This window comes from Amycolatopsis sp. CB00013 (genome assembly GCF_001905755.1).
Classification (GTDB): Bacteria; Actinomycetota; Actinomycetes; order Mycobacteriales; family Pseudonocardiaceae; genus Amycolatopsis; species Amycolatopsis japonica.
The window spans coordinates 448,178-474,128 of sequence record NZ_LIWC01000007.1; the positions used below are offsets into that span (position 1 = coordinate 448,178).

The 25,951-nt window shown below is 70.2% G+C and carries 21 protein-coding genes, 1 pseudogene and 1 riboswitch; of the genes and pseudogenes, 11 read left to right on the top strand and 11 right to left on the bottom strand.

The features are described from left to right. Nucleotides 1-139: 139 nt before the first annotated feature. Nucleotides 140-970, bottom strand: coding sequence for a class I SAM-dependent methyltransferase (locus AMK34_RS38660; protein WP_073848726.1), 831 nt, complete (start codon nucleotides 968-970; stop codon nucleotides 140-142). Between the two features lie 64 nt (nucleotides 971-1,034). Here AMK34_RS38660 and AMK34_RS38665 point away from each other — a divergent pair, with 64 nt between their 5' ends. The 3 genes from AMK34_RS38665 to AMK34_RS38680 all read left to right on the top strand — a co-directional run bounded on the left by AMK34_RS38665 (nucleotide 1,035) and on the right by AMK34_RS38680 (nucleotide 2,752). Continuing rightward, the gene (locus AMK34_RS38665; protein WP_073848728.1) at nucleotides 1,035-1,346 is read left to right on the top strand and encodes a hypothetical protein; all 312 of its coding nucleotides are present in this window, start codon (nucleotides 1,035-1,037) and stop codon (nucleotides 1,344-1,346) included. Between the two features lie 492 nt (nucleotides 1,347-1,838). After that, nucleotides 1,839-2,489 (top strand): hypothetical protein, encoded by a 651-nt coding sequence (locus AMK34_RS38675; RefSeq protein ID WP_073848732.1) that lies wholly within the window; start codon nucleotides 1,839-1,841, stop codon nucleotides 2,487-2,489. After that, a complete protein-coding gene (locus AMK34_RS38680) occupies nucleotides 2,489-2,752 on the top strand; it encodes a hypothetical protein (RefSeq protein WP_051972425.1) in 264 nt (87 codons plus the stop codon). The genes AMK34_RS38675 and AMK34_RS38680 overlap by 1 nt, the downstream gene beginning before the upstream one ends. On the opposite strand, the gene AMK34_RS38685 is transcribed toward AMK34_RS38680, so the two are convergent. Further along, nucleotides 2,749-3,720 carry a nuclear transport factor 2 family protein gene (locus tag AMK34_RS38685; protein ID WP_073848734.1) on the bottom strand — a complete coding sequence of 324 codons (972 nt, stop codon included), beginning with the start codon at nucleotides 3,718-3,720 and terminating at the stop codon, nucleotides 2,749-2,751. The two genes, AMK34_RS38680 and AMK34_RS38685, sit on opposite strands and share 4 nt — an antisense overlap. Nucleotides 3,721-3,824: 104 nt before the next feature. Between AMK34_RS38685 and AMK34_RS38690 the strand changes: the two genes are divergently transcribed. Both AMK34_RS38690 and AMK34_RS38695 read left to right on the top strand, forming a co-directional pair. Then, nucleotides 3,825-4,787: a GlxA family transcriptional regulator gene (locus AMK34_RS38690; RefSeq protein WP_073848736.1), complete on the top strand. Its 963-nt coding sequence runs from the start codon at nucleotides 3,825-3,827 to the stop codon at nucleotides 4,785-4,787. Between the two features lie 18 nt (nucleotides 4,788-4,805). Next, complete coding sequence (locus tag AMK34_RS38695; RefSeq protein WP_073848738.1) at nucleotides 4,806-5,549, top strand: DJ-1/PfpI family protein; 744 nt, start codon at nucleotides 4,806-4,808, stop codon at nucleotides 5,547-5,549. On the opposite strand, the gene AMK34_RS38700 is transcribed toward AMK34_RS38695, so the two are convergent. Continuing rightward, nucleotides 5,546-6,772, bottom strand: a complete 1,227-nt coding sequence (locus AMK34_RS38700) for an FAD-dependent monooxygenase (protein ID WP_073848740.1) — start codon at nucleotides 6,770-6,772, stop codon at nucleotides 5,546-5,548. The genes AMK34_RS38695 and AMK34_RS38700 overlap by 4 nt on opposite strands. Before the next feature lie 31 nt (nucleotides 6,773-6,803). Further along, complete coding sequence (locus AMK34_RS38705) at nucleotides 6,804-9,791, bottom strand: ATP-binding protein (RefSeq protein WP_073848742.1); 2,988 nt, start codon at nucleotides 9,789-9,791, stop codon at nucleotides 6,804-6,806. A 507-nt stretch (nucleotides 9,792-10,298) separates the two neighbouring features. On the opposite strand from AMK34_RS38705, the gene AMK34_RS38710 reads away from it, so the two are divergent. Beyond that, a complete protein-coding gene (locus tag AMK34_RS38710) occupies nucleotides 10,299-11,930 on the top strand; it encodes a purine-cytosine permease family protein (protein ID WP_073848744.1) in 1,632 nt (543 codons plus the stop codon). Between the two features lie 9 nt (nucleotides 11,931-11,939). On the opposite strand, the gene AMK34_RS38715 is transcribed toward AMK34_RS38710, so the two are convergent. Genes AMK34_RS38715 through AMK34_RS38730 form a run of 4 tightly spaced genes read right to left on the bottom strand, consistent with a single transcriptional unit; the run spans nucleotide 11,940 to nucleotide 16,507 of the window. After that, nucleotides 11,940-13,280 (bottom strand): ABC transporter ATP-binding protein, encoded by a 1,341-nt coding sequence (locus AMK34_RS38715; protein ID WP_073848747.1) that lies wholly within the window; start codon nucleotides 13,278-13,280, stop codon nucleotides 11,940-11,942. Then, a complete protein-coding gene (locus AMK34_RS38720) occupies nucleotides 13,277-14,062 on the bottom strand; it encodes an ABC transporter permease (RefSeq protein WP_073848748.1) in 786 nt (261 codons plus the stop codon). Before AMK34_RS38720 ends, AMK34_RS38715 begins: the two co-directional genes overlap by 4 nt. Then, on the bottom strand, nucleotides 14,056-14,997 hold the full coding sequence (locus AMK34_RS38725; protein WP_083650121.1) for an ABC transporter permease: 942 nt from the start codon (nucleotides 14,995-14,997) through the stop codon (nucleotides 14,056-14,058). The genes AMK34_RS38720 and AMK34_RS38725 overlap by 7 nt, the downstream gene beginning before the upstream one ends. 1 nt (nucleotide 14,998) lies before the next feature. Then, the gene (locus tag AMK34_RS38730) at nucleotides 14,999-16,507 is read right to left on the bottom strand and encodes an ABC transporter substrate-binding protein (RefSeq protein ID WP_073848750.1); all 1,509 of its coding nucleotides are present in this window, start codon (nucleotides 16,505-16,507) and stop codon (nucleotides 14,999-15,001) included. Between the two features lie 80 nt (nucleotides 16,508-16,587). Beyond that, nucleotides 16,588-16,742, bottom strand: a riboswitch (cobalamin riboswitch). 23 nt (nucleotides 16,743-16,765) lie between these two features. On the opposite strand from AMK34_RS38730, the gene AMK34_RS38735 reads away from it, so the two are divergent. Beyond that, nucleotides 16,766-17,509 carry a class I SAM-dependent methyltransferase gene (locus AMK34_RS38735; protein WP_073848752.1) on the top strand — a complete coding sequence of 248 codons (744 nt, stop codon included), beginning with the start codon at nucleotides 16,766-16,768 and terminating at the stop codon, nucleotides 17,507-17,509. Between the two features lie 228 nt (nucleotides 17,510-17,737). After that, on the top strand, nucleotides 17,738-19,471 hold the full coding sequence (locus AMK34_RS38740) for a cation:proton antiporter (protein WP_073848979.1): 1,734 nt from the start codon (nucleotides 17,738-17,740) through the stop codon (nucleotides 19,469-19,471). A gap of 10 nt (nucleotides 19,472-19,481) precedes the next feature. On the opposite strand, the pseudogene AMK34_RS38745 reads toward AMK34_RS38740, so the two are convergent. The 3 genes and pseudogenes from AMK34_RS38745 to AMK34_RS38755 form a co-directional block, all read right to left on the bottom strand. Next, nucleotides 19,482-21,163 (bottom strand): annotated as a pseudogene (locus AMK34_RS38745) (FAD-dependent oxidoreductase). Further along, entirely contained in the window at nucleotides 21,160-22,341 is a 1,182-nt protein-coding gene (locus tag AMK34_RS38750; protein ID WP_073848754.1) for an NAD(P)/FAD-dependent oxidoreductase, read from the bottom strand. Before AMK34_RS38750 ends, AMK34_RS38745 begins: the two are co-directional and overlap by 4 nt. Before the next feature lie 118 nt (nucleotides 22,342-22,459). Further along, nucleotides 22,460-23,707, bottom strand: a complete 1,248-nt coding sequence (locus AMK34_RS38755; protein WP_241832959.1) for a PucR family transcriptional regulator — start codon at nucleotides 23,705-23,707, stop codon at nucleotides 22,460-22,462. A gap of 130 nt (nucleotides 23,708-23,837) precedes the next feature. On the opposite strand from AMK34_RS38755, the gene AMK34_RS38760 reads away from it, so the two are divergent. The 3 genes from AMK34_RS38760 to AMK34_RS43810 are packed head-to-tail and all read left to right on the top strand — an operon-like array spanning nucleotide 23,838 to nucleotide 25,920. After that, entirely contained in the window at nucleotides 23,838-25,250 is a 1,413-nt protein-coding gene (locus AMK34_RS38760; protein WP_073848759.1) for a fatty acid desaturase, read from the top strand. Between the two features lie 15 nt (nucleotides 25,251-25,265). Further along, nucleotides 25,266-25,784, top strand: a complete 519-nt coding sequence (locus tag AMK34_RS38765) for an RNA polymerase sigma factor (protein ID WP_038510860.1) — start codon at nucleotides 25,266-25,268, stop codon at nucleotides 25,782-25,784. A 7-nt stretch (nucleotides 25,785-25,791) separates the two neighbouring features. Beyond that, nucleotides 25,792-25,920 (top strand): hypothetical protein, encoded by a 129-nt coding sequence (locus AMK34_RS43810; RefSeq protein WP_267284147.1) that lies wholly within the window; start codon nucleotides 25,792-25,794, stop codon nucleotides 25,918-25,920. The last annotated feature ends 31 nt before the right edge of the window (nucleotides 25,921-25,951 follow it).

Genomic DNA, 25,951 nt, shown 5'->3' on the forward strand with positions numbered 1-25,951 from the left:
GGTTCGTCGTCGCAACCCGCGGTGGTCCAAGTGATCGCCAGGGCGACCACATAAGAGGCAATTCGTGAGCATCGTCGCCGCATCACTGCCCCCTTCGTGGGAGAACCTTGCATGCAGGTCGTCGCGCTTGCGCGAGCTGTTACATGAAGCCGGATCGGGTCGGCGTCCGGGTGATCGCGATCAAATGACTGCTCAGCCCGAGCAATGAGGGTTCGTTCTCGACGGCTCTGGTGAAGCGGAGAACGACGTCGAGGTCCGCAGGGTGGTCCCACCGGTCGGTGAGCTGCGGCAGCCAGCCCGCGAGTCCTTCGACACCCACCACGTCGAGCAGGCTGAGCCCCGCATCGAGACATTCCTGACGCAATTCGCCGGGATGGTGGAAGTAACCGGTGGTGAACCAATGGGGATGGTCGCCGTCGTTGCGGTGCTGACCGGAAGCCAAATCGGCGCTCACTATCCGCTGGAATTCCGGGTCGAAAAGGAAACCACGGGTCAGGCCGTCGAACAGCGACGCGAAGCGCGAGATCGCCGCGACGAATATCCATCCGCCCGGGCGGACGGCGCGACCGGCTTCACGCAATGCCGCGAGACGATCGTCGCGGTCGGTCAGGTGATAGAGAGGACCGAGCAGGAGCGCGGCGTCGAAGCTGCCGTCCGGCACCGGCAACCTCCGGGCGTCAGCCAACGCCACGGTCATTCCCGGTGTCCTGTCGGCGAGTTGCCGCGCAGCGGCGACATGCTCCGGGACGATGTCGAACAACGTCACCTGATGGCCGTCCGCGGCGAGCCAGGCGGCGTGTGTTCCGGTGGCTCCGCCGACATCGAGCACGCGCAGGGCGCTGGCCGGCAGATGCCGTCGCACGATCTCCTGGGTCCGTACGAACTCGAGACGGCCGGACGGCTCGGTGAGTCGTGCTCCCTCGTCGGTCGATCGATAATGCTGGATGATCTCGCGCGGTAGTTCCGTCACCGCGCGAATGCTACGGCCGGTTTTTCGGTGGCGCACCGGGATATCCGGCCGCGACAATGGCCGCATGGCGGATCTTCGGTGGGACGAGGTCAGGAGCTTCTTCGACCCTGATCTGATGGGTGCGTTTCCCGACGTGTTCGTTCCGGATACCTCCGCGGAGGACTGGCAGAGGGTGTTCGATCTGGTCGAGGCGCGCGGTTGGCAGCGGGAATTCCGGCAGGGTGGCGTGACGCTGCCCTTGTCGTCAGCGGCCGAAGGGCTCCTTCGCGAGCCCGATGCTGGTGGAGCTGCGGGTCTGTCCGGTTCCACGGGCGCTCGCGATCTTTCCGTCTCATGGCGGCCGAGGGATCGAGCGGAAGAACTCGGGGGTTCTTGAGCAGGCTTGCTTGCCCGGTCTGTTGTCGGGCAGTGGTGACGTGGCTCGGGTTCCGCGAGGTGATTTCCGGCCGGTTGCCGGAAAGCGGCGACGGGATCAGGCAGCCGTTTGTGTGTGGTCGGTTCTGTGTTTCGGTCTGGCCGGTCCGTTGTCGGAAAATGGCGACGTCGCTCGGTGTCGCGACGTGATTTCCGGCCGGTTGCCGAAAAACGGCGACGCGATCAGGCAGCCGGTTGTGCTCCCGAGGCGGTTCGCAACGCGGCTGGCTCCGCGTTGCCGGAAAACGGCGACTTCGACCTGCAGGAGCTACAAGGACGAGCCCGGAGTCGACATCCCTCGTGCGTTCCCCACCGAAATCGGCCGAGAGCTGGGAAAGCCGGTTCTCATGGCGCCGGAAGGCGGTAGCCCGGACCATGCGGTCCTCGGGTTCGATCCGGAGCACGACCGGGTCGTGTTGCTGGCCGCACCGCTGTAAGCGGGTACCTTGCGGGCGTGGATATTCAGGTGCACGAGGGTGCGTTGGTCGAGGTACCGACGGACACCGCGACGGGGATGGACCGGCGTGCGTTCGGTGAGTTCGTCGGGCCGCGGGGCGAGTTGGCCTCGTACGCGTTCGGCTGGACCACCGGCGCGGATCCGCACGCCGCTCGCCTGTCGATCGGGATCGGCGCGGGCAACCCCGGCGGTGGGACCTTCCACGCCGTCATCTTCCAGCACGAGGACGGACACGCGTTCTCGTTGACCAGTGACCCGTTCGAACGGGTACCGCAGGGCGGGCCGGACCTGACCGCGGACGAGGCACGTGCCCATGAGGACCTGCCGTTCGTCTGGGCGGTCGCCGACGAGGTCATGCGGCGCGATCGGCGGGCTTGGTGGATGCGGCACTGGCTTCTGGGCACCCTGTGCCTCCAGACTCTCGAGGTGTTCGAGCGCCGCGAGCCGATTTTGCTTGTACGGCACGACGCCGATGACGGCATGTGGCAGCTCATCGGTGCTTCCGACGCGGACGGCGGCACCGGCAAGGTCGGGCACCTGCACCACGCCATCGACGAAGACCCGACCCTGATCGACGTCCTCGACCTGCCGCCCGGCGGCAGCGCGACACGAACGGGCGCCGGAAGTCCTTGGACCGGACGCTCCTAGTGTTCGTCGAGATCGTCTTCGTGGGGCTGCCGATCGACCGTGACGAGGTCGAGGAGGCGTTGGAATCGGAATTCGAGGTCACCGGCGCGGGCAGTGGCATGGGTCGTTGTCATCTCGACGTTGAAGTCGTGGAGGGTTCGGACACGACCGCGGCGCTGGAACGGCTGCGGGCGGTGTTGTCCGACCTGGGGGTCGCGGACTGTGCGACCTTGAACGTGACTCCTTCTGCATGGACCGCGCCGGCCGACCACTCTGACGGCTAGCCGAAGATCCGGGCCCGCAGTTCTTTCACCGTCTGGACCGAAGCGATCAGGTCCAGGGTGTCGAAATGCAGCGACCAGGCCGTCCCGGTCGCGGTCTTCACCGTCCGTTCGACCAGGCTGAAGGAGATCGGGCGCGGGTCGGAACCGCCCAGCGCCACCGCGGTGCCGACCCACTCCCGGTATTCGGTGCCGTCCGCGGACACGGTGGCGCGCGGCTCGAGCGCGACGTCACGGACCGCGCCGAACAACCGGTCCAGGTATGCGGTCATGGCCCGGCGGCCGGAGATCGGCTCGGTCAGGCCGGGGCCCAGCAGGGTCGCCGTGCCGTCCACCCCGGCGACCAGGATCCCCGCCGCTTCCCGGTTCCACGCCAGTTGCCGGATCCGCGGCGGCAAGGGGATCGCCGGGGCCGGATCGGTCGCCGACGCGGTGATTCCCTCGAAGAGGTTCCGCAGCGGGTTCGCCGGATCCTCCACCGGACGGAACATGGTGACCTGGTCCCAGAACCGCCTGCCGTCCTGCACCCGGGCCGGGTCCTTGCCCGCGGCGGGATCGCCGAGGACGAGCCGGTGCATCGTCTTGAACGAGACCGGTTTCCCCTTGACGGTGCCGGTGTTCAGCGCCTCGATGAACACGACCCTGCCGTCGGGGTCGGAAGTGACGGTCTCCGGAACGAAGACGTAGTCCGGGGCCAGCTTCAGCACGCCCTCGATCTGGCTTCTGATGCCTGCCCAGTCCCGGGGTGTCTCGAGCCCGCTGTCCCACAAGCGCGCCGTCCCGTCTTGGACGAACAGGTTCATGTACGCGTCGACATTCCGAGCGTTTCTGCCCCAGACACGGTAGGCGTCCATGAACCGCTCCACGTTCGCCGGTTGCCCGGCAAGGGATTCGGCGTTCGCCGGGGGCGCGAGAACGACAACGGACAGAACGGCCGCCGCGAGGGCGGGCAAGAGTCGTGAAACCTTCATGGCCGAAGGATCATCGAGCCGGGAGCCCCTGTCGATTACGTCCGAGGTAAGCGGGCCGCGGGTAGATTCTCCGTGTGGGGGTTGAAAAGGAAACGGTGCGCAGGGTGGTGATCGTCGCGTTCGACGACGCCCAGATCCTCGATGTCGCCTGTCCCAGCGGGGCGCTGGAGATCGCGAACTCGCACGGCGCGGCGCCACCGTACGTCGTCGAGCTGGCGACGGTTCAGGGGCGGACGACACGGAGTTCGTCGGGGATCATGCTCGCGGGTGCCCGGCGGCTCGCCGAGGTGTCCGGGCGGGTGGACACGGTGATCGTGGTCGGTGGCGCGGGAACGGGCGCGGCCGCGGCGGACGATCGTCTGCTGACGCAGGTGCGGCGGCTGGCCGGACGGAGCAGGCGGATCGCCTCGGTGTGCACGGGTGCCTTCGTGCTGGCGGCCGCCGGGCTGCTCGACGACCGGCGGGTCACGACGCATTGGGGATACGGCGAGCTGCTCGCCGCCACCTTCCCGGCGGTGAACGTGGATCCCGCCCCGCTCTACATCCGCGACGGCAACGTGTTCACCTCGGCCGGGGTCATCAGCGCGCTGGATCTCACGCTCGCGCTGATCGAGGACGACTGCGGTCCGACGCTGGCCCGCGAGGTCGCCCGCGAACTGGTGACCTATCTGCACCGCCCGGGCGACCAGGCCCAGATCAGCACGTTCCTGGCCGTCCCGCCGCCGGGCAACCGGGTCGTGCGCGACCTCTTGGGATACATCGCCGCGCATCTCGCCGAAGACCTGAGCCCTCCGGCGCTGGCGGCCCGCGCCGGGGTCACCACGCGGCACCTCACCCGGCTGTTCACCGCCCAGCTGGGCAGCACCCCGGCCCGTACCGTGCGGACGGCGCGGACCGAAGCCGCCGCCCAGCTGGTGCGGTCCACCGCGTTGCCGCTGGCCGCGGTCGCGCGGCGATGCGGATTCGCCTCGGCGGAGACCCTGCGGACGGCTTTCCGCCAGTACTACGGGATCACCGGGGACACACTTCGCAGGATGACGGACATGCCCCGCCCGATCGGCGCCTGAGCTCCCCAGAATCGCGGCATGGACAGTGCGAAGACCACCCGCAGGACCGTTCTGGCCGGAGTCGCGGCAGCCGCGGTGTTCGGCCTCGGCACCGGCACGGCTCAGGCGGAGACCAAGGGACCGAAGATCGGCATCCTGCTCTACGACGGGTTCAGCCTGCTGGATCCGACCGGACCGGCCGAGGTGTTGTCCCGGCTGCCCGGCGCCACGGTGACGATGATCGCCCAGGAACGCGGCCCGGTGCGCACGGACACCCGTGACGTCGCGGTGCTGGCGGAATGTTCGGTGGCCGAGGTGCACCGCCTGGACGTGGTGCTGGTCCCGGGCGCGGGCAACCGCGGGACGGTCGCCGCGATGGAGAACCCGGTCCTGCTCGACTGGATCCGCCGTATCCATCGGCACACGACGTGGACGACGTCGGTGTGCACGGGATCCTTGATCCTCGGCGCGGCCGGGCTGCTCCGCGAGCGGGCCACGACGTACTGGGCCTCCGCGGACTATCTGGAGAAGACCTTCGGCGTACGTTATGTGCCCGAGCGCTACGTTCAGGTCGGCAAGGTCGTCACCGCGGCGGGGGTGTCCGCCGGGATCGACCTCGCCTTCCATCTCGCGTCCCTGTTGGCCGGTGAAGAGATCGCGCGCGGTATCCAGCTCGCCGTCGAATACGATCCGCAGCCGCCTTTCGACTCGGGCAACGCCGCGAAGGCCAGCCCGGAACTCAAGGCCCTCGCACTGAAACTGCTCGCGGATTCGCAGGTCTAACGGGGGCCGTCCGAGACCGGGCGCTGGGCGTAATCCTTCAGCACCAACGCGTTCGCCGCTTCCCGGATCGGGCGGGCCATCTGCTCCAGGACACGGTTGCGGCCGGGGAGATAGGGCATCAGCTTGATCATCCGCGTGTTGAACCACGCGAACGCCCGCGACTGCGGGATGATCCCGCGTAGCGCCATCTTGGCCAGAGCCTGGTTCTTCTCGACGTACGGACGCATTTCCCTTTCGTAGCGGGAAAACGCCGTCGTGAAGTCGTCCGAAGCCGCCAGCTCGCCCGCCAAGACGTACGCGCCGACGAGGGCCAGGCTCGTGCCCTGCCCTGAGGCGGGCGACGGGCAATAGCCCGCGTCACCGAGGAGGGTGACGCGCCCGGCCGAAAACCGGTCCATGCGGATCTGGCACACCGGGTCGAAGTAGAAGTCGCCCGCCTCGCGCATGGCGTCGAGCAACGCCGGGATCTCCCAGCCCAGTTCGGCGAACTGGCGGGCGACGAGGTTCTTCTGGCTCTCGACGTCCCGCCGGTCGTAGGGCAACGGCGGGGCGCTGAACCAGAACGCGGCCTTGGCGTCATCGGCACGCGCGGTGCTGTAGACGTTGACCATCTTGCCGGGCGCGGCCGAGTGCAGCAGTTCCCAGCGGTCGAGTTCGAAGGTGTTGGGCACGGTGGAGATCGAGATGTAGGCGTCGAACCGGTGCAGGAAGTCCTCCTCCGGCCCGAAAGCGAGCGCGCGGACGCCGGAGTGCAGCCCGTCGGCGCCGACGACCAGGTCGAACCGGCGCGGGGCACCGTGGGCGAACGTCACGTCGACGCCGTCGGAACACTGTGCCAGCCCGGTGATCCAGTCGCCGAAGACGTACTCGGTGCTCTCCCGGGTGGCGTCGTACAGGATCTTCGCCAGGTCGCCGCGGAGGATTTCGGTGTCGTCGCCATGGCGGAAGCCGAAAGTGTCGGCGTCGAGCGTGGCGAGCCGCTTGCCTCGTTTGTTCACGAACGCGGCGCCTCGCATGTCGGTGCTCGCCGCGTGCACCTCGTCGAGCAGGCCCATCCGGCGGACGACGTCGACGGCGACGCCGCGGATGTCGACCTTGTAGCCGCCTTCACGTGGGCTCGGGGCCCGCTCGACGACGGTGGCGCTGAAGCCGTGGCGGTGCAGCCACCAGGCGAGGGCGGGCCCGGCGACGCCGGCGCCGGAGATCAGGATGTTCTTCGTCATGTCCGGCAGCGTGGACGTGCCCGCTCACCGGTCACGAACCGAGCGCGAACCGCCGCTGACCGAGTTCGTGGATCGCCTGGTCAGGAGGCATTTCCCGGCCGCGGGCGAAGGCGTCGGAGTAGGCATCGGCGCCGATCCGGGCCTGGACCCGGTGCACCACTCCGTCGACGTCGGCGTCCCCGGCGACGGGCGCGCCGCGCAGCCCGACCGCCACGCCGAGCAGGAACGCCGCCCTCTCGTCCTCGTCACGCGCGGCGAGGACCCCGGCCAGCCCCTCGATCGCCTGGGCCGCGCCGGGCAGATTCGCGTACTCCAGCGCGGTCGCGAGCGCTTCCTGGTGCAGTTCGGTCGCCGCGTCGAGGTCGCCGGCGGCGGCCATCGTCCAGCCGAAGCCGGTGTGGAGCCGGATCCGTGTCTCGCCACCGGTCACCGGGCCGGTGTCCAGGCCGAGCGCGGCGGTGTACCAGCGTCGGGCCGTCGCCAGGTCGCCCTCGCGACGGGCGATCTCGCCCAGCCCGCCTCGGGCCCGCGCGAGCGTCAGCGGGTTGCCGCGCGCTTGACTGGCGGCTTCGTAGTCGGCTTTCGCGGCCTCGATGTCACCCTCCCGCAGGACGCCGTCGGCGCGGCGGCAGAGCAGATCGGCGGCGTCTTCGAAGGAACCGAGTTCCGCGGCCAGACGCACGGATTCGTCCATCAGCTCGCGGAACCGGACGTGGTCGCCGCGCCAGTCCGCGAACTCGGCGAGCTTCTCCAGCGTGCTCGCCGCGCCCCAGCGGTCACCCAGTTCGCGGAACCCGGTCAGTGACGCGGAGAAGTGTTCTTCGGCGTCGGCGATCCGGCCGTCGTACTGCGCGCCGAGGCCGTCGCTGATCCGCGCGAACGCCCGCGACCAGCGATCGTCGCCGATGAGCGCGGCGAGCCGTTCCCCCTCCTTCGCCCTGGGGTGCGGGGAAAACGCCCACAGCAGGAACAGGTACGGGTAGCGCAGCGGGCCGTCGAGCCGCCGCAGGATCGGTTCGATCCCGACGTCGGCGGCCGACGCGTGGACGAGACCGAGGACGTATTCCTCGGTCAGCCCCGGCGGTGGTTCGGGGCCGATGGCGGCGAGCGCGGCGTCCGCGAACGGTGTCGCTTCGCCGCGCAGCCCACGCAACCACCAGTACCAGGTCAGGGCCGCGATGAGCCGCAAGGCGAGGTCCGGGGCGGCGGTCACGCTCCAGCGCAAGGCGGCGTGCAGTTCGGCGTGCTCGGCGCTCAGCGCTTCCAGCGCCACGAGCTGGTCCGCGCCGCGCAGCTTCGGTTCGGACGTGAGGGCGAGATCGAGGAAGTACTGGGCGTGTTCGGCGCGCCGGTCCTCGCCGTGCTCGGCGCAGAACGCGCGAATGGTCTCCAGCATCCGGTACCGGCCGCCGCCGAACTCGACGAAGGACTTCTCGACCAGCCCGGCCAGCACGCCTTCCGCGTCGGGCACGGCGCAGACGCGTTCGACGGCGTCGAGCCTCGCACCACCGGCGAACACCGAGAACCGGCTGGCCAGCCGCTGTTCCCGCGGGTCGAGGAGGTCCCAGCTCCACTCGACGACGCCGCGCAGCGTCCGGTGCCGTGGTTCGGCGGTCCGCTCGCCGCGGGACAGCAGCCCGAACCGGTCGCCGAGCCGGGCGGCGACATCGGCGGCGGACAGGGTCCGCAACCGCGCGGCGGCGAGCTCGATCGCCAGCGGCAGACCGTCGAGCTCGGCGCAGATCCGGGCCACGGCGGCCGGGTCCGGCGTCTGCCCGGGAGCGACCGCCGCGGCCCGCTCGGAGAACAACCGGGCGGCGGCGCCCGCGGGCAGGGGACCGACCGGTACCAGCGTTTCGCCGGTCAGGCCCAGCGCTTCGCGGCTCGTGACGAGCACCCGCAGGCCAGGGCACTCCGACAGCAGGCGCCGCACCAGCCGCGCGGCTTCTTCGACGACGTGTTCGCAGTTGTCGAGGACGAGCAGCGGCGACCGGTCGGCTAGCCCGGCGACCAGACGGTCGGCGGGATCCGAAACCGCCCCCGGTGTCAGGACGCCTTGTTCGCGCAGGCCCAGCGCGGCGAGGACGGCGGGCGCGACCTCGGTCGCCGCGGCGAGTTCGACGAAGCAGACTTCGCCGTCCTGCAAGGAAGTCGCTTCGACGGCGAGCCGTGTCTTGCCCGCTCCACCGGGCCCCGTGAGCGTGACGAGCCGCGTCGTCCCGAGCGCGGCGACGAGCCGGCCGAGTTCGTCGCGGCCGACGAATCCCGTGAGCGGCACGGGAACCCGGCGCGCTGGTGACCCTCGCAGAACGGCGGCGTGCGCGTCGGCGAGATCCGCGGACGGGTCGGCGCCCAGTTCGTCGGCGAGCCGGCCGCGGGCCTCGGCGAACGCGGCGAGCGCCTCGGCGGACCGGCCGCTGCCGTGCAGGGCGCGGACGAGCTGGGCGGTGAGCCGTTCCCGCAGCGGATGTTCCCGCGCGAGCTCACGGAGTTCGGCGACGAGCTTTTCGTGCTGTGCCAAGGCAAACCCGGCCTCGACGCGGTCCTCGATCGCGGCCAGCCGCAACTCGGCGAGCCGGGCCGCGCGCGGTGGGTCGGCGAGCCCGTCGAGAGCGGGCCCGCGCCAGAGCGCCAGGGCTTCGGTGAAGAGCGCGAGCTTCGTGTCCGCCTCGGCGGTTTCGCGCGCCTGGGCGGTGAGGCGTTCGAAACGGTGGAGGTCGACGTCCTGCGGGTCCACGGCCAGCCGGTATCCGGCGGGGGTGAACTCGACGAGCCCGTCGGGCGCGCCGCCGTCCTTCAGCCGCCGCCGGAGCCGGGAGACCTGGGACTGCAGGGCTTCGGCGGCGCCCTCGGGCGGATGGTCGCCGTGCAGGCCGTCGATCAGCCGGTCGGCGCCGACGATCCGCCCGGCGTCGAGCGCGAGGAGGGCGAGCAGACCCCGCAGCTGCGGCCCGCCGAGCGCGACGGGCGTCCCGTCGGGGCGGCGGGCTTCGACCGGCCCGAGGATGGCGAACTGCACGCCGTCGATTCTGGCCCACTCGCGCGACTCGTGACGGGACCCGGCCGCGCTGATGTCGCGAAAGCCACTTTCGGGACATCAGACGTCCCGAAAGTGGCTTTCGCGACACGCCACCTTTGCCTTACCCCTCAATAACCGCCTTTATCACTCGCGACAGGCATGAACTGGACACCTGGCCGACGCGGAATGTCCCTTGTGGACACTTCCTGAAGGTCGCCATGACTGGGAAACCGTGCAGCTGGGTTGTCAATCAGACATTTCGCCCTCTAAGGTTGTCGCTCTAGGGCGGCCGTGGCCGCTGACGTTGCGAAAGCCACTTTCCCAACCTCCAACGTTGCGAAAGTGGCTTTCGCAACACGCCGCCTTCGCCCTACCCGCCTTGTTAACGGCCGCGCGGACATCCGGCAACACACGGAAACCCGCCCGTCACAACCGGGCGGACGGGCGGAAACGAGGCGTTCGTACCTTCTGGCTCCCGTCCCCGGTGCCCTGGAGGAGACCTCGGTCATGACCATCGAAGAATCGGAGACCCGTGCCGCGCCCGCCGGCCTCGGCGCGACCAAGGAAACCCTCGAGGACTACACCCTCCGATTCGCGCCGAGGACGTACCGTCGCTGGACACCGGCGGTGGTCGGCGCTTCCGCGTTGGGCGGGATCGCCTACATGGCGGACTTCTCGATCGGCGCCGGTATCGGCCTGACCCACGGCACGGGCAACGCGCTGCTGGCGATCGCCCTGGCGGCGGTGATCATCTTCGTGACCGGGTTCCCGCTGGCCTACTACGCCGCCCGGTACAACATCGACCTCGACCTGATCACCCGCGGTTCCGGTTTCGGTTACTACGGTTCGGTGCTCACCAGCGTCATCTTCGCCAGCTTCACCTTCATCTTCTTCGCGCTCGAAGGCTCGATCATGGCGCAGGGCCTGAAATACGCGATATCGCTGCCGTTGTGGCTCGGCTACCTCGTGTCCACCCTGGTCATCATCCCGCTGGTCGTCTACGGCATGAAGGTACTGGCGAAACTGCAGAGCTGGACGAATCCGCTGTGGCTGCTGCTGATGGTGGCCCCGCTGGTGTTCCTCGTCGTGAAGGATCCCGGTTCGGTCCAGCGGTGGCTGTCCTACGAAGGCGAGGGCGGCGCCGGGCTGAGCACGGCCGCGATCATGCTCGGTGCCGGAGTGTGCCTTTCACTCATGGGGCAGATCGGGGAGCAGGTCGACTACCTGCGTTTCATGCCGCCGCGTACGGCGGAGAACCGGCGCGCCTGGTGGACCTCGATGGTGCTGGCCGGGCCGGGATGGGTGTTCTTCGGCGCGATCAAGCAGGCGATCGGCGTGTTCATGGCGGTCTACATCCTCGACGCGGTGGGCAAGGCGGCCGCCGTCGAGCCGATCGAGCAGTTCACCGGCGTGTTCACCGAAGTCCTGCCGTCGTGGCTGGTGGTACCGCTGGCGCTGGTCCTGGTGGTGCTCAGCCAGGTCAAGATCAACGTCACCAACGCCTATTCCGGATCGCTGGCCTGGACGAACTCCTTCACCCGGATCACGAAACGCTATCCGGGCAGGCTGGTGTTCGTGCTGGTGAACCTGGCCATCGCGCTGATCCTGATGGAGGCGGACATGTTCAGCTTCCTCAACGGCATCTTGAGCTTCTACTCGAACTGCGCGATGGCGTGGGTGGTCACCGTCGCCACCGACATCGCGATCAACAAATTCGTGCTCGGGCTTTCGCCGAAACAGCCGGAATTCCGGCGCGGCATGCTGTTCGCGGTCAACCCGGTCGGTGTCGTCGCGTTCCTGGGTTCCTCGCTCCTGTCCATCTCCGTCTACTTCGGACTCTTCGGGGCCGGCCTCCGGCCGTACTCGCCGTTGGTCGCGGTGGTGGTCGCGATCGTGCTGACCCCGTTGATGGCGGTGCTCACCCGAGGACGTTTCTACCTTCGCCGCACCGATGACGGCATCATCGAGCCGCCACTGGACGAAGACGGCAATCCGAGCGGCACCCACTACGACTGCGAGGTCTGCGGAGAGGCCTATGAGCGCCCCGACATGACGGCGTCCGCGACCGGCGGGACGATCTGCTCGTTGTGCCTGAGCACGGACCGCGAAGGACGCCACATCCTTCCCGCCCGGCCGTGATCGAAGGGCTCAAGCGAGACGTCCACCGGCCATGGTGAACGTGCCGTCGACGAACGGCGCGGCCGCGGTGTCGTGGCTGATCACGAGCAGCGCGATGCCGTGCCGGAGCGCCGTCGCGGTCACGAAATCCCAGAGCCGGTCGCGGTTGGCCGCGTCGAGGGCGGACGTCGGCTCGTCGCAGACGAGGACCCTGGGGCGGGCAAGGAGCGCGCGGGCCACGGCACAGCGCTGGAGCTGGCCGCCGGAGAGCAGACCGGGGCGGCGGTCGGCCGGGTCGACGCCGAGGGCGTCCAAGATCTCCGTCGCTTCGAGCCGGGCTTCTTCGCGGCCGAGACCGCGAAGGAAGCGGGCGGTGTCGGCGACCTGGTCGAGCACCCCGCGGAACTCGTCGAAGGACGCGCGGCTGTCCTGGTGGACGTATTGGACGGCCCGCAGTTGCGCGCGATCGCGACGGCGGGCGAGGCGGGGGAGCCGCACGCCGTCGACTTCGATCGTGCCCGCGGTCGGCGGGGTCAACCCGGCGAGCGCACGGCCGAGTGTCGTCTTGCCCGCTCCCGAGACGCCGGTGAGCATGGTGCGGCTGCCCGCCGCCAGCTCCAGATCGACGTCCTCGATGAGCGGCGTCCGCCCGGCGCGCACCGTGAGACCGCGAACGACGAGCACCGGCGACGTCGGCGACGGGGGCGCGGGCTCGTCGAGGCGCGCGTGTTCGGGGACGCCCTCGCACGGCAGGAGACGGTGGTCGCGGAGTTCGGCGACGTCGCCGTCCAGGGCACGTGCCAACGTGAGGTCGTGGGTCAGGACCAGCAACGCCGTGCCGGCGCCGGAAAGCTCCGCGAGCCTGGCGGTGAGCACGGCCTTGTTCGCCTCGTCGAGACCACTGGTCGGCTCGTCGAGGACGAGCACGCGAGGCCGGGTCACGAGGGTGGTGGCCAGCGCCATGCGTTGCTGCTGCCCGCCGGACAGCTGATGCGGGAACCTGCGCCATAGCTCCGGCTCCAGTCCCGCCTCCGCCAGGGCGGCGCGGGCCGCCGCCAGCCGTGCGGCGCGGCCACGGTGGTGAAGCCCGGCGAGTTCGGCCAGCACCGGTCCGCAGCGGCGGACCGGGTCCAGCACCGCCGACGGTTGCTGCGGCAGATGGCCGACGGCCCCGGCCGTCCGGACCGAACCGGACAGCGTGATCCCCGGGCGTGCCCGTCCGGTCGCGGCGAGGCCCAGGGTGGTCTTCCCCGCGCCGGACGCGCCGAGCACGACGAGGACGCGGCCCGGTTCGAGGGTCAGTGAGACGTCGTCGAGCAGGACGGTTTCCCCGGCGCGGGCGGACAGGCCGGTGATCTCCAGGACGCTCACGCGATCACCCGCCGGGCGGCGAGCAGCCGATCGGTGACGAGGTTCGTGCCGACGCACAAGGCCATCAGCAGTGCGGCGGGCACGAGGACCACCGCGGGTGCGGTGTAGAGGGCCTCGCTGTTGCGTTCGATGACCACGGCCCAGTCCGGGGAGTCGGCGGGTAGGCCGAGGCCGAGGAAGTTCGCCGACGCCAGCAGGTAGAGCACCACGCCGAGCCTGGTGCCGGCGTCGGTCGCCACCGGGCCGGTGACGTGCCGGGCGACGTATCCGAGCTGGATGCGCCACCAAGGTTTTCCTTGCAGGGTCAGGGCTTCCACGGCAGTACGGCAGCCGGGCGCCAGTGCGGCCGCCCGCACCACGCGGGTGATCGCCGGTACCTGGAGGACGGCCACGGCCGGGATGAGCACACCGGGCCCGCGGTGCCCGGTCGCGGCGAGCACCATGAGCACCAGCAGCGACGGGAAGGCCAGCACGAGGTCGAGGGAGCGCATCACGGTTTCGTCGGCCCGCCGTCCGTGCCCCGCGGCGAAGAGACCGAGCGGCAGCGCGGCCAGATAGGCGAGCAGGAGCGCGGCGACCGTCATCCCGATCACGGGAAGCCCGCCCGTGAGGATCACCGTGAGCGCGTCGCGGCCGAGGACGTCGGTGCCCAGCGGATGCGCGGCGTCCGGCGCCTGCCAGGGCGCGCCGACCGAAACCACGGGGCCCGCGAGCACCGGCCCGGCCACCGCGAGCACGAGCGGTATCGCGAGCAGCGACCACCCGAGTGCCCGGCTCACCACGTGACCAGCTCCCGGCGCGGGGTCAGCCGGTGGGCGACCAGATCGGCGGCGAGGTTCCCGACCACGACCACGCCGGCGAACACCAGCACGTAGCCCTGCACCTGCGGGATGTCCCGGTTCTGCACGGCTTCGACGAAACCCGTGCCGAGCCCGGTGATCGCGAACAGGGATTCGACGATCACCGTGCCGGTCAGCAGGCCTTCGACGGCGCGGGCGAGCTGTTGCACGGCGGGAGCGGCCGCGGCGGGTAGGAGATGCCGCAGCACGACGGTGCGTTCGGGCAGCCCGAGCAGGCGCAGATGTTCGGCCACCGGACCCCGGGTCTGCTCGGCGATCCCGATCCGCAGCTGCCGGGCGACGTCGCACAGCTGCCGGGCGACGAGCACGATCACCGGCAGCACCAGGACTTCGGGCCGCGCGGCCGGATCCGTTCCGGCCGCGGTGGCCGGAAGCAGTCCGGTGTGGACGGCGAATCCCGCGACCAGCAGCAGCCCGAGGACGAACTCGGGGATCGAATGCAGGAACAGCGTGACCGCGGTGAGCACCCGGTCGATCCGCGATCCTTCGCGCAGCCCGCAGACCACCCCGACGACCAGCGCGAGCGGAACGAGCACGAGCAGCGTCACCCCGGCGAGCGCCGCGGTGGCGGCGAAACGGCGGACGATCTCGTCGGCCACCGGGGCGCCGGTCACGAGCGACCGGCCGAGATCGCCGGTGACCAGCCCCGAAAGCCAGTTCCCGAACCGGTCGAGCAGCGGCTGGTCGAGCCCGAGCTGGTGGCGGACGGTCGCCACCTGCTCGTCGGTGGCCTGTTCGCCGAGCACGACCGAGGCCGCGTCGCCCGGCAGCAACGCGGTCACGGCGAACGTCGCGACCAGCACGAACATCGCCTGCACCACCGCGAAACCCAGCCGTCGTACGGCGTGACCCCGCACGTCAGGACAGCCGGGCGCGGTCGAACCGAGCCCAATCGAAGGTGTTCGGCGGCGCGGTCACCACCCCGGAAACCCGTTTCGACACGGCGATGGTCCAGGTGCTGAACCCCCAGGCGAGCAGACCGCCGGTTTCGTGGACGATCCGTTGCGCGTCGCCGAACAGCGCCAGCCTGGCGCGTTCGTCCGCGGTGGCCGTGGCGCGATCCAGCAGCGCGTCGAACTCCGGCGAGCCGAAGCCGTTCACGTTGTTCGAGCCGCGCGTGCGGAAGCGCTGGTTGAGGAACGTCGGGACGGGCAGGGTGGCCGTGCGGGTGAGCGCGGCGACGCCCTTGGTCTTGACCTCGCTGAAATAGGTGCTCGACGCGCGGGTGTTCGGGGTGGCGGCGAGCCCGATCTCCTTGAGCTGCTGGGAAATCAGTGTGGCCGCGGTGGCGAAACCCGGGTCGACGTCGCTGGTCTCGACGGCGAAGGCCAGCCCTTCCGCGCCCGCCTCGCGGACGAGCGACCGGGCCAGGTCCACATCGCGGCGGCGTTGGGGGATGTCCGCGGCATACCCGCGAAGTCCCTTGCCGAACAGGTCGTTGCCGATCTCCCCGCGTCCGGCCAGCGCGACGCGGTTCAACGCCTCTCTGTCCACTCCGGACAGTACGGCGCGCACCAGCCTCGGGTCGGAGAAGGGGGGTTGCGTCAGGCGCAGCATCATGCCCTGCATCGTCGTGCCCTTGGCTTCGAGCAGCGAAACGCGTCCGTCGCCCGCCAGCCGTGCCGCGGTTCCGGCCGCGAGGTCGTGGGCGTAGTCGACCTGCCCGGACAGCAACGCGTTGACGCGCGCGGTTTCTTCGTTGACCGGCACGAATTCCAGCTCGTCGATACTCGGCGCGCCGTCCCAATGCGACTCGTTCTTGCGGAACACCGCCGCGCCGCCGGGGGTGAACGAGACGAAACGGAACGGCCCCGAGCCGACCGGCGCGGTGAAGTCCGTCGTCCCGGCGGGCACGATCTCCGCACCGGGAGCGCCCCAGCCCGACGGGAATTCGAAGTCGGGCGCGGTCAGCGTCAGCTCGAGTTCGGTGGGGGACAATGCCTTGCTGCGGGCGAAGTCCATCTTCGCGAAGTATTGCCGCGACGAGGAAGCCAGCGCGGGGTCGGCGATCCGCCGGAAGCTGTAGAGCACGTCGTCCGCGGTGACCGGACGACCGTCGTGGAAGGCCGCCTGCCGCAGCCGGATCCGCCAGCGCGTGCCGGCGACGTCGCTTTCCCAGGACTCGGCCAGCCGCGGCCGCAAGGAGGTGTCGGCGTTGTAGGCGACCAGCGTGTCGAAGAGCGCCTTGGCCCGCGCCTGGTCGACGAAGAGCGAAACCTGGGACGGGTCGAGGGTTTCCTTCGACCCGCCCGCGGCGAACGCCACTCGCAACCGGCCCGTGTCCGCGGGCGCGGTCCCGCAGGCGGCCAACGGCGTGAGCGCGGCCAGCGCGAGCAGTCTCCGACGGGTGAGCGGATGACGCGTCATAGGGACCTCCGGGACGTCGAGCACTGTCCCGGGCGCGCGACCGCACGTGAACGGGACCCCGCTCCGCACTCCACGACAGTTGGGGTTGGCGGTGTCCGGCGGGCAGTCCGGCTCACGGCTCGGCGGCCGATCACGGTTGCGGGTCAGCGCCGGATTCACACCGGCTTCCCCCGACGGGCACCTTCTTACGTTGTGGCGCACACGGTAACCCATGACCGGCGTGTGCTACACAGGATCAAGATCACGAAGGGGAGGCCGGTGGACGAGAAGCTCGCGGCGGACTGGGTGCGCCGGTGGGACGTGCAGCAGGAACGCTATGTCGCCGACCGTGAAGAACGTTTCACCGTGGTGATCGACGTCGTCGAACACGTCTGCCGCGACGTCGCCGAGCCACTGGTGCTGGATCTAGGCTGCGGCCCCGGCTCGCTGACCACCAGGCTCGCCCGGCGGTTACCGCACGCACGGATCGTCGGCCTCGACGACGACCCGTTCCTGCTCGCCCTCGCCCGCGCGACCCGGCCGGAGCGGAGCGACATCGAGTACGTCCGGGCCGATCTCGCCGAGAGCGGCTGGCTGAAGTGGCGGCCTGTCGACGCCGCCGTCTCGACGACCGCGTTGCACTGGCTGCGCCCCGAGCGGCTCGCCGAGGCCTACCGTGACCTCGCCGTCGCGCTGAGGGCGGGCGGAGCGCTCGTGAACGGCGACCACCTCTACGACGAGCAACCGGCCATCCGCGAGCTCGCCGAAGTCGTCAAGGAGCGCCGGGCGGCCCGTGCCGGGGTCCACGCCAACGAGGACTGGAAGACCTGGTGGGCGGCGGTGGCCGCGGATCCCGCGCTGCGGGAGCGCTTCACGGCCGATGAGTTGCGCGGCACCTCGACCGGCTACGGCAACCGGCTCAGCCCGCAGGAGCACACCCGGCTGCTTCGAGCGGCGGGGTTCGCGGAGGTGGCCCCGGTGTGGCAGTCCGGCGACGACTACGTCCTGGCGGCCCTGCGCTGACCGGCTGCGGATGTTGTGAAAGTGGCTTTCGCAACACCTGCTCGGACTCTGCCACCCATGAGGACCGCAGGCCGGGGTGAAGGGGACTTTCCGCTCGTGCGATGAGGGGAAGGTCCCCTTCACCCTGTCGGTCGCCACCGTACTGACCGGCTCCGACTTGCGGGTCCGCCGGCCTCGTGTCCAATGGACACGGCAAGCCACTGACCGGCGAGAGGACACGTGAACCCGGTGAACCTGACCCTCGTCGTCGTCCTCGGTGTCGTCAGCATCGTCCTGGTGGCCGCGTTCTCCGAACGGCTCAACGTGGCCGCTCCGCTGAGCCTCGTGGTGGCCGGTATCGGCCTGAGCTTCCTGCCCGGCGTCCCGCATCCCGAGGTCGAACCGGAGCTGATCCTCGCCGGAGTACTCCCGCCGCTGCTGTATTCGGCGGCGGTGAACATGCCGGTGGTCGATTTCCGGCGGAACATCCGGCCGATCACCGGTCTCGCGGTGCTGCTCGTGGTGGGGACGACCCTGGGCGCGGGCTGGCTGTTCCACGAGCTGATCCCGGACATCGGCTGGCCCGCCGCGTTCGCGCTCGGTGCGGTCATCAGCCCCACTGACGCCGTCGCCGCGACTTCCGTGGGACGGCGGCTCGGCCTCCCGCCCCGGCTGCTGACCGTGCTCGAAGGCGAAGGACTCGTCAACGACGCCTCCGCGCTCGTCCTGCTGCGGTCGGCCGTCGCCGCGGTCGCCGGGTCGGTGTCCGTCTGGGGCATCGTGGGGGAGTTCGTCTTCGCGGTCGTCGTGGCGGTCGGGATCGGGCTGCTCGTCGGGATCGTCAACGTCCGGGTGCGCGCGTTGCTGGGCAACGCCGTGCTCAACACCGCGATCTCCTTCGTGGTCCCCTTCATCGCGTTCCTGCCCGCGGAAGAGGCCGGAGCCTCCGGCGTGCTCGCGGTCGTCGTCGCCGGCCTGGTGACCGGTCACCTCGCTCCGCGGCATCTGCGCGCGACGGATCGGCTCGCCGAGGCCGTCAACTGGCGCACCGCGGCCTTCCTGCTGGAAAGCGCGATGTTCCTGCTCATGGGACTCAGCGTCAAAACCCTCATCGACGAGGTGCACGACGACGGTTCGAGCGTGTGGCGCGCGCTCGGCATCGGGCTGGCCGCGTCGGCGCTCGTCATCGTCGCGCGCATCGTCTTCGTCGGGCCCTTGGTCGGTGGCCTGTACCGCGAGCAGCGGAAGGCAGCTCGGTTCAAGCCCCGGCTGGAAACGACGCAGGCGGTGCTGCGGGGCGACGAGTCGAATCCCGCCGTCACCGAACGGCTGGACAAAGCGTCACCGAGGCTGGTGGCGCATTTCCGGAAACGGCTCGACCGGGCCGCCGCCGACGTCGAGTTCCGGCTCACCGAGACCTTGGGCTGGCGCGGTGGCGTGGTGCTCGGCTGGGCGGGGATGCGCGGCGCGATCACCCTCGCGGCGGCGCAGACCCTTCCGCAGGACACGCCGGACCGCGCCCTGCTGGTCCTGATCGCCTACGTCGTGGCGACCACGACGCTGCTGGTCCAGGGAATGACGCTGCCCGCGGTCATCCGCGCGGCGCGCGTGCCGTCGGAGGACCCGGGCCGGTTGCGGCGCGAGTACGTCCGGCTCACGACCGAACTGGCCGACGCGGCGAAGTCCCTTTTGGACGATCCCGGCCTGGAGGATTCCGGCAACGGGCCCTTCGGTGACCGGGTCGTGGACCGGGTGCGCTCGGACGTACGCGTCCCGCCCGCGTCACCGGGCGACCGCCCGGCTCCGGAACAGATCGAGCAGTACCTGCGGTTACGCCTGCGGGTCCTGACCGAACAGTCCGAACGTCTCCAGCACGCCCGGTCGAGCGGCGCGTACAGCTCCGAGGCGCTGAGCCGGGCCCAGACCGCCCTCGACGTCGAGATGGCCAGGCTCGAACAGCTGGCGGACCGGCCGATCTCCTGACCGGATCACGTCACCGCAGGGCGGCGGGAGCACCGGCCGGGACCGCGGGATTCCGTGGCGGCACCGGATCGATCCGCCGGTAGGCCTCGCCCAACGGCGGGCGGGGGTCGGCGTCGCCGCGATTGGGCCAGTACGCCATGGCCCGTTCCGCCTGCGCGGTGATGGTGAGGGAAGGGTTGACGCCGAGGTTCGCCGAGATGGTGGATCCGTCGACGATGTGCAGGCCGTCGTAGCCGTGCACCCGGTGGTACGGGTCGATCACGCCACGGCCCGGATCGTCGGAGATGGCGCAGCCGCCGATGAAATGCGCGGTCATCGGGATGTTGAGGATCTCGCCGGTCGTCCCGCCCGCGATGCCGTCGATCTTCTCGGCGACGCGGCGCGCGGCGTCGTTGCCCGCCGGGATCCAGGTCGGGTTCGGTTCGCCGTGTCCCGGCCCCGAAACCAGTTTGTGGCGGCCGGTGCGGGTGCGACGGCCGGATACGGTGATGGAGTTGTCGAGCGTCTGCATCACCAGCAGGATGATCGTGCGCTCGGACCAGCGCCGCGGCGAGAACCACGTGACGTTGCGGGGATCCCGCACCAGCGTGCCCAGCCAGGTGAGCCAGCGCGGGACGCGTTTCCCGCCGTCGGTGAGCGCGGTCTGCAGCAACGACATGGCGTTGCTGCCCTTGCCGTAGCGGCACGGCTCGACGTGGGTGTGCGCGTCGGGGTGGATCGACGAGGTGATCGCGACGCCCCGGGTGAAGTCGGCGTCCTTCCGCTTCGTTTGGCACCGAGGATGGATTCCGAGTTCGTCCGTGTGAGCCTGCCGAGGCTCGCGGACAGCCGTGGCAGCGCACCCGTGGCGCGGGCACGGTGAAGCAGCTTCTGGGTGTTGTACGTGCCCGCGCTGAAGACGACCTCGCGGGCGGTGAACGTCCGCACGTTCTTGCGGCGGCGAGGCGAGGAGCCGGTCCGCACGGTACGGACGACGTAGCCGCCGTCCGGGGCGGGGCGGACGTCGAGCACCGTGGTCATCGGCACGACTTCGGCGCCCAGCCGTTCGGCGAGGTGCAGGTAATTGCGGTCGAGCGTGTTCTTGGCGCCGACCCGGCAGCCGGTCATGCAGGAGCCGCATTCGGTGCAGGTCCGGCGCTCCGGCCCGGCCCCGCCGAAGTAGGGATCCGGCACGACGCTCCCCGCCGGAGTCCTTTCGTCACCGAAGAAGACGCCGACGGGCGTCAGCCGGAACGACGAGCCGACGCCCATGTCGGTGGCGACCTCGCGCAGTACTTCGTCGGCGGCCGTCACGGTCGGGTTCCGCGTGACACCCAGCATGCGGCGAGCCTGGTCGTAATGCGGTTTCAGTTCCGTCCGCCAGTCGGTGATGTGGGCCCACTGCGGATCCTCGAAGAACGGCGCGGGCGGCTCGTACAGGGTGTTGGCGTAGTTGAGGGAACCGCCGCCGACCCCGGCGCCGCCGAGGATCACGACGTCGCGCAGGAGATGGATGCGCTGGATCCCGTAGCAGCCCAGCCGGGGCGCCCACAGGAAATTGCGCACGTCCCAGGACGTCTTGGGCAGCGTCTCCTCGGTGCGGCGCGGGCCGGCTTCCAGCACCGTGACGCGATATCCCTTCTCCGCCAGGCGAAGGGCGCTCACCGCGCCGCCGAATCCGGAGCCGATGACGAGCACGTCCACGGGGCTCATCGCGCGACCGCCTTGGCGAGGTCGGCGGCGTCCCGCCACGACGAGCGGCGTGCGACGTGCGCCCGGTACTTCATGATCCGGCCGGGCTGGTTCACCGCGAGCGCGCCGACGAGCCGATCGCCCGAGCGGTAGAGCGCCAGCCAGCTCTCGTCTTCGGGATCGCCGAACAGGTCGACGTCGTCGGCCGCGACGCCGACCATCTGGATCCGCTTGCCGTACCAGTCGGACCAGAAATACGGAACGGCCGAAAACGGCGTCGCTTTACCGGGGGCGACGGCGTTACGGGCGGCCGCCTCCGCCTGCGCCGAGGCGGAAGTCCAGTTCTCCAGCCGCATCGTGGTCTCGAACAGCGGGTTGTGCCAGCGTGCGACATCGCCCGCGGCATAGATCCCCGGGGCGGCACACAGCGTCCGGTCGCACAGCACGCCGTCTCCCAGCGGTACACCGGAGCCGTCCAGCCAGCCGACCGAGGGGCGGGCGCCGATACCGGCGATCACCAGGTCCGCGTCGAGCACATCGCCGTCGGACAACGCCACCTTGCTGCCCCCGCCGTCTGGAGAGATGTCGCGGACCGCCGTGGAAAGCCGCAGATCGACGCCGTTGCGGGCGTGCAGCCCCGCGAGCGCGGCCGCCATGCGCGGGCCGACGGCACGCACGAGGGGGACCTCGGCCGCCTCCACGATCGTCACCGCCGCGCCCCGCTTCCGCAGGGCCGTGGCGATCTCGGCGCCGATGAACCCGCCGCCGACGATGACGGCGCGGGAGGTCGTGGCGAGCCGGGCCCGGATGGCGCGCGCGTCGTCCAGCGTCCGGAGGGTGTGCACCCCGTGTCCCGGCAAGGGGATCGCGGCGCCGCCGGTGGCGATGATCAGCGATCCGAACGGGACGGCGGTCCCTCCGACCAGGACTTCACGGTCCTCTGTGGACAGTCTGGTGGCCGCTTCGCCGAGCCGGACGTCGATATCGAGGTCGGCGAGCGCCTCGGCACTCGCGAGCGTAGGCGGCGTCCGCTCCGGGTCTGTGAGGAACGCCTTCGACAACGGCGGCCGGTCGTAGGGCAGGTGCGGTTCGGCGCCGACGAGCGTGACGGGTCCGTCGTAGCCCGCCCGGCGGGCGCCGGTGGCGGCGCGCAGGCCCGCCAGTGATGCTCCGACTACGACCAGTCCTGCCTTGTCCATGGCTCAGTCCTCGCTGACGGTGTCCGTTGCGAGGAGTCTTCGCCGCGTGGCACGGCCGGGCATCGGTCCGCGGACCGGGAAAGGCGGGCCGGACTGTGCCCGGCGCACAAAACCGCGGTCAGTCGCCGACCGGGCGCAGGACGGCGGTGCCCAGCAGACGGCACGCCAGCAACGCCACTTCGACGTCGATGCGGCCCTCGGACAGCGGTCTGCCCCGCGCCTGTTCGGCCTTGCGGAGCCGGTACTGGATCGTGTTCTTGTGCAGGTGGAGCTCCTGGGAGGCCAGCATCAGACTGCTGCCGCTGGACAGATAGGCCCACACCGTCTCGCGCATGCGGCGATGCTGTTCGTCGTCGTCGGCCAGCGCGCCGAGCACCGTCCGCACCCAGGTGGCGACGGCGGCCGTGTCGGCGGCCACCAGGGCCAGCGGGCCGAGCTGGGACGCCGTGGTCACGGACCGGGACAGGCCGTCGCCGGCCATCAGCGCGACGGCCTGCGCCTGAAGGGCCTGCTGATGGGTGCCGCGGAAACCGTCCAGCCCGCTCGCGGGGTCGCCGAGCGCCACCCGGACCGGCTCCGGCGAGCCGTCCAGGACGCGCGTCACCAGGTCCGGATCGATCGACGACGCCGGGAACCAGGCCCAGACCGTGGACGCGTCCGGCGCCACGATCAGCGGCGCCCGGCCGCCCGCCGCGGTGGCGAGCAGACCGGCGTGCCGTTCGAGACTGCTGAGCCGGGCGCCCTCGTCGACGTCCGGCCCGCACCACAGCACGGCACCGACGTGCCGATCCGAGAGGACGTATCCGATCGCCTTCTCGATCTCGCCGCTTTCGACGGCCTTGCCGGACAGGACGGTCCGGACCTTCGCCAGCCGGTTCGCGTTGCGGTTGCGCAGCCAGGTGTCGCGTTCCAGCTGGTAGGCCTCGACGACCTCCTCGGAGATCTTGTCGATGTAGCCGAAGGCGACCGACGACAGTTCGGTCGCGGCGACGGCGACGTCCCCGGCGCTCACCGGCTCGGCCGCGATCCGGGTGATCATCTCCTGCTGGAAGGCGGCCTGGCCGAGCCGGTACGCCCGCAGCATCGTGGTGATGGGGACGCCTCGTTGCGCCAGCCGCCGGGCGAACTCCAGCGCGACCGGGGGCGCGCCGACGTCGACCCGGCGCGTGGCGCCGCCGAACACGCCCAGCGCGGCGATCAGGTTCTCTCGCACCGTGCTGACGAGGAGGTCCCTGGCCTGCGCGTCCTGCGCCAGCTCCGGCAGCTCGCCGGAGACCTCCTCGACGATCCGATCGCGCAGGGCGGCGACCTCGGTCAGCACCGAGCCCGCGACCTTGACCAGGGTGTCGGCGGCCGTTGACGTCACAGGCAGCACCGTACGCGCTCGGGGCCGTTGGTGCCGTGGACCCAAGCGGGCGGCCGCTTTCGGTTCAGCGCACAGTGATCCGCGCCGTCCGGCTTCCTACCGTCCCAGGAACACGGATTCGGAGGCTGCGATGAAGAAGTACCACCTCGCCGGGGCGGAGAACGGAGCCGCCACCTGGCACGACCGGAAGCGCTACCTGTGGTTGCTCGGGCTGGTGGTGCCGCTGCTGCCCTTCGCCGCGATCGGGCTCCACGCGGCGACCGGGGCGGGCGTCGTCCTCTGGCTGGGCCCGTTCGTCATCCTCGTTCTCGTGCCTCTCGTCGATCTCCTGGCGGGGTACGACCACACCAATCCGCCGGACGAGGTGATGGAGGCACTCGAAGAGGACCGCTACTACCGGTGGATCACGTATCTGTTCCTGCCGCTCCAGTACGCGGGTTTCGTGGTGGGGGCGTGGGTGCTTTCGGGCGACGGGATCTCCGTGTTCGGCAAGATCGGCCTCGCCGTCACACTCGGCACGGTGGCGGGTATCGGGATCAACACCGCGCACGAACTGGGGCACAAACGCGAGAACGTGGAACGCTGGGCGGCGAAGATCGCGCTGGCGCAATGCTTCTACGGTCATTTCTACATCGAGCACAATCGTGGGCACCACGTCCGCGTCGCGACCCCGGAGGATCCCGCGTCGAGCAGGCTGGGGGAGAGCTTCTACCGGTTCTGGCCGCGCACGGTCTTCGGTTCGGTGCGCAGCGCGTGGGGCGTCGAGAAGAAACGCTACGCCCGCAAGGGAAGCCACCCGTTCCACCTGGGCAACGACGTGCTGAACGCGTGGTTGATGAGCGCGGCGCTGTGGGGAGTGCTGATCGCGTGGCTGGGTTTCGGCATCCTGCCGTACCTCGTCATCCAGGCCGTCTTCGGGTTTTCGCTGCTCGAAATCGTGAACTACATGGAGCACTACGGGATGCTCCGCAAGAAGGTCACCAACGGCGCGAAGTCGCGCTATGAACGCGTGACGCCGTCGCATTCGTGGAACTCGAACAACGTCGCCACCAATGTCCTGCTGTACCACCTCCAACGGCACAGCGACCACCACGCGAACCCGACCCGGCGATTCCAGACCCTGCGTGATTTCCAGGAAAGCCCGGTGCTGCCGACGGGATACACCGGGATGATGATCGTCGCGCTCGTCCCGCCGTTGTTCCGCAGGGTGATGGACCCGCGCGTGGTCCGCCACTTCGACGGCGACCTCCGCCAGGCGAACGTCCAGCCGGGAAAACTGGCCTCGTTGCTGAAGAAATACCCGCCCGCCACCTTCGACGACCGGGAAATGTCCTTTTCGGACAGTGTCACCACGCTCGCCGACGAGGTCGACGCCGCCCGATGCCCGGGATGCGGCTACACCTACAGCGTCGTCGAAGGCAACGAGCTCGAAGGATTCGCCGCCGGCACCGCCTGGTCGGACATCCCCGACGACTGGACCTGCCCGGACTGCGGTGTCCGCGACAAGATCGATTTCGTGCCGGTCCGCCGCGAGGTGGTCTGACATGCGACCGCGCGGATGACCGATCAAGCGGCCTTCGCCACCATCTACCGGCAGCATTCCGTCCCGATCTTCCGGTACCTGCGGATGCGCGTCCCCTCCGCCGCGGCGGCGGAAGACCTCACCAGTGAAGCGTTCCTCCGTGCCTGGCGGAAACTTCCGGATTTCCAGCCGGGGGTCGGTTCCTTCACCGGATGGCTCTACACGATCGCCGACAACCTGGCCCGCGATTACCGCAAATCGGCAAGGTACCGGCGCGAACTGCTCGACGGCGAGGACCACGACGGTCCCGATCACCTCGGCGGCGCCGAACAGCTCGCGCTGGCCAGGATCGAGGCGGCCGCGCTCCGGCGGAGCCTGGCGGACCTCAGCGAGCCACAACGGCAATGCCTGCTTCTGCGGTTCTTCGCGGGCCTGACGGTCGCGGAAGTCGCCGAAGCGATGAACAAGAACCCCAACAGCGTCCGGGCCCTTCAGCACCGCGCGGTGCGCGCGCTCGCGACCTCGATGGCCGGATTCGCGACCGAAGGAAGGTGACCGCGCGATGTACGCGTTCCTGATGATCGCCAAGGTGATGGGTCCACTGCTCGTCCTGATGCTCTGCCCGATCTGGCTGCCGATGATCGGCGTGCTGGTGGGCAGGGTCTTCGACGCCTTCTCCGGCAAAGGGTGATTCACCCGCCTCCTCCCGGGTACCCGAAGAT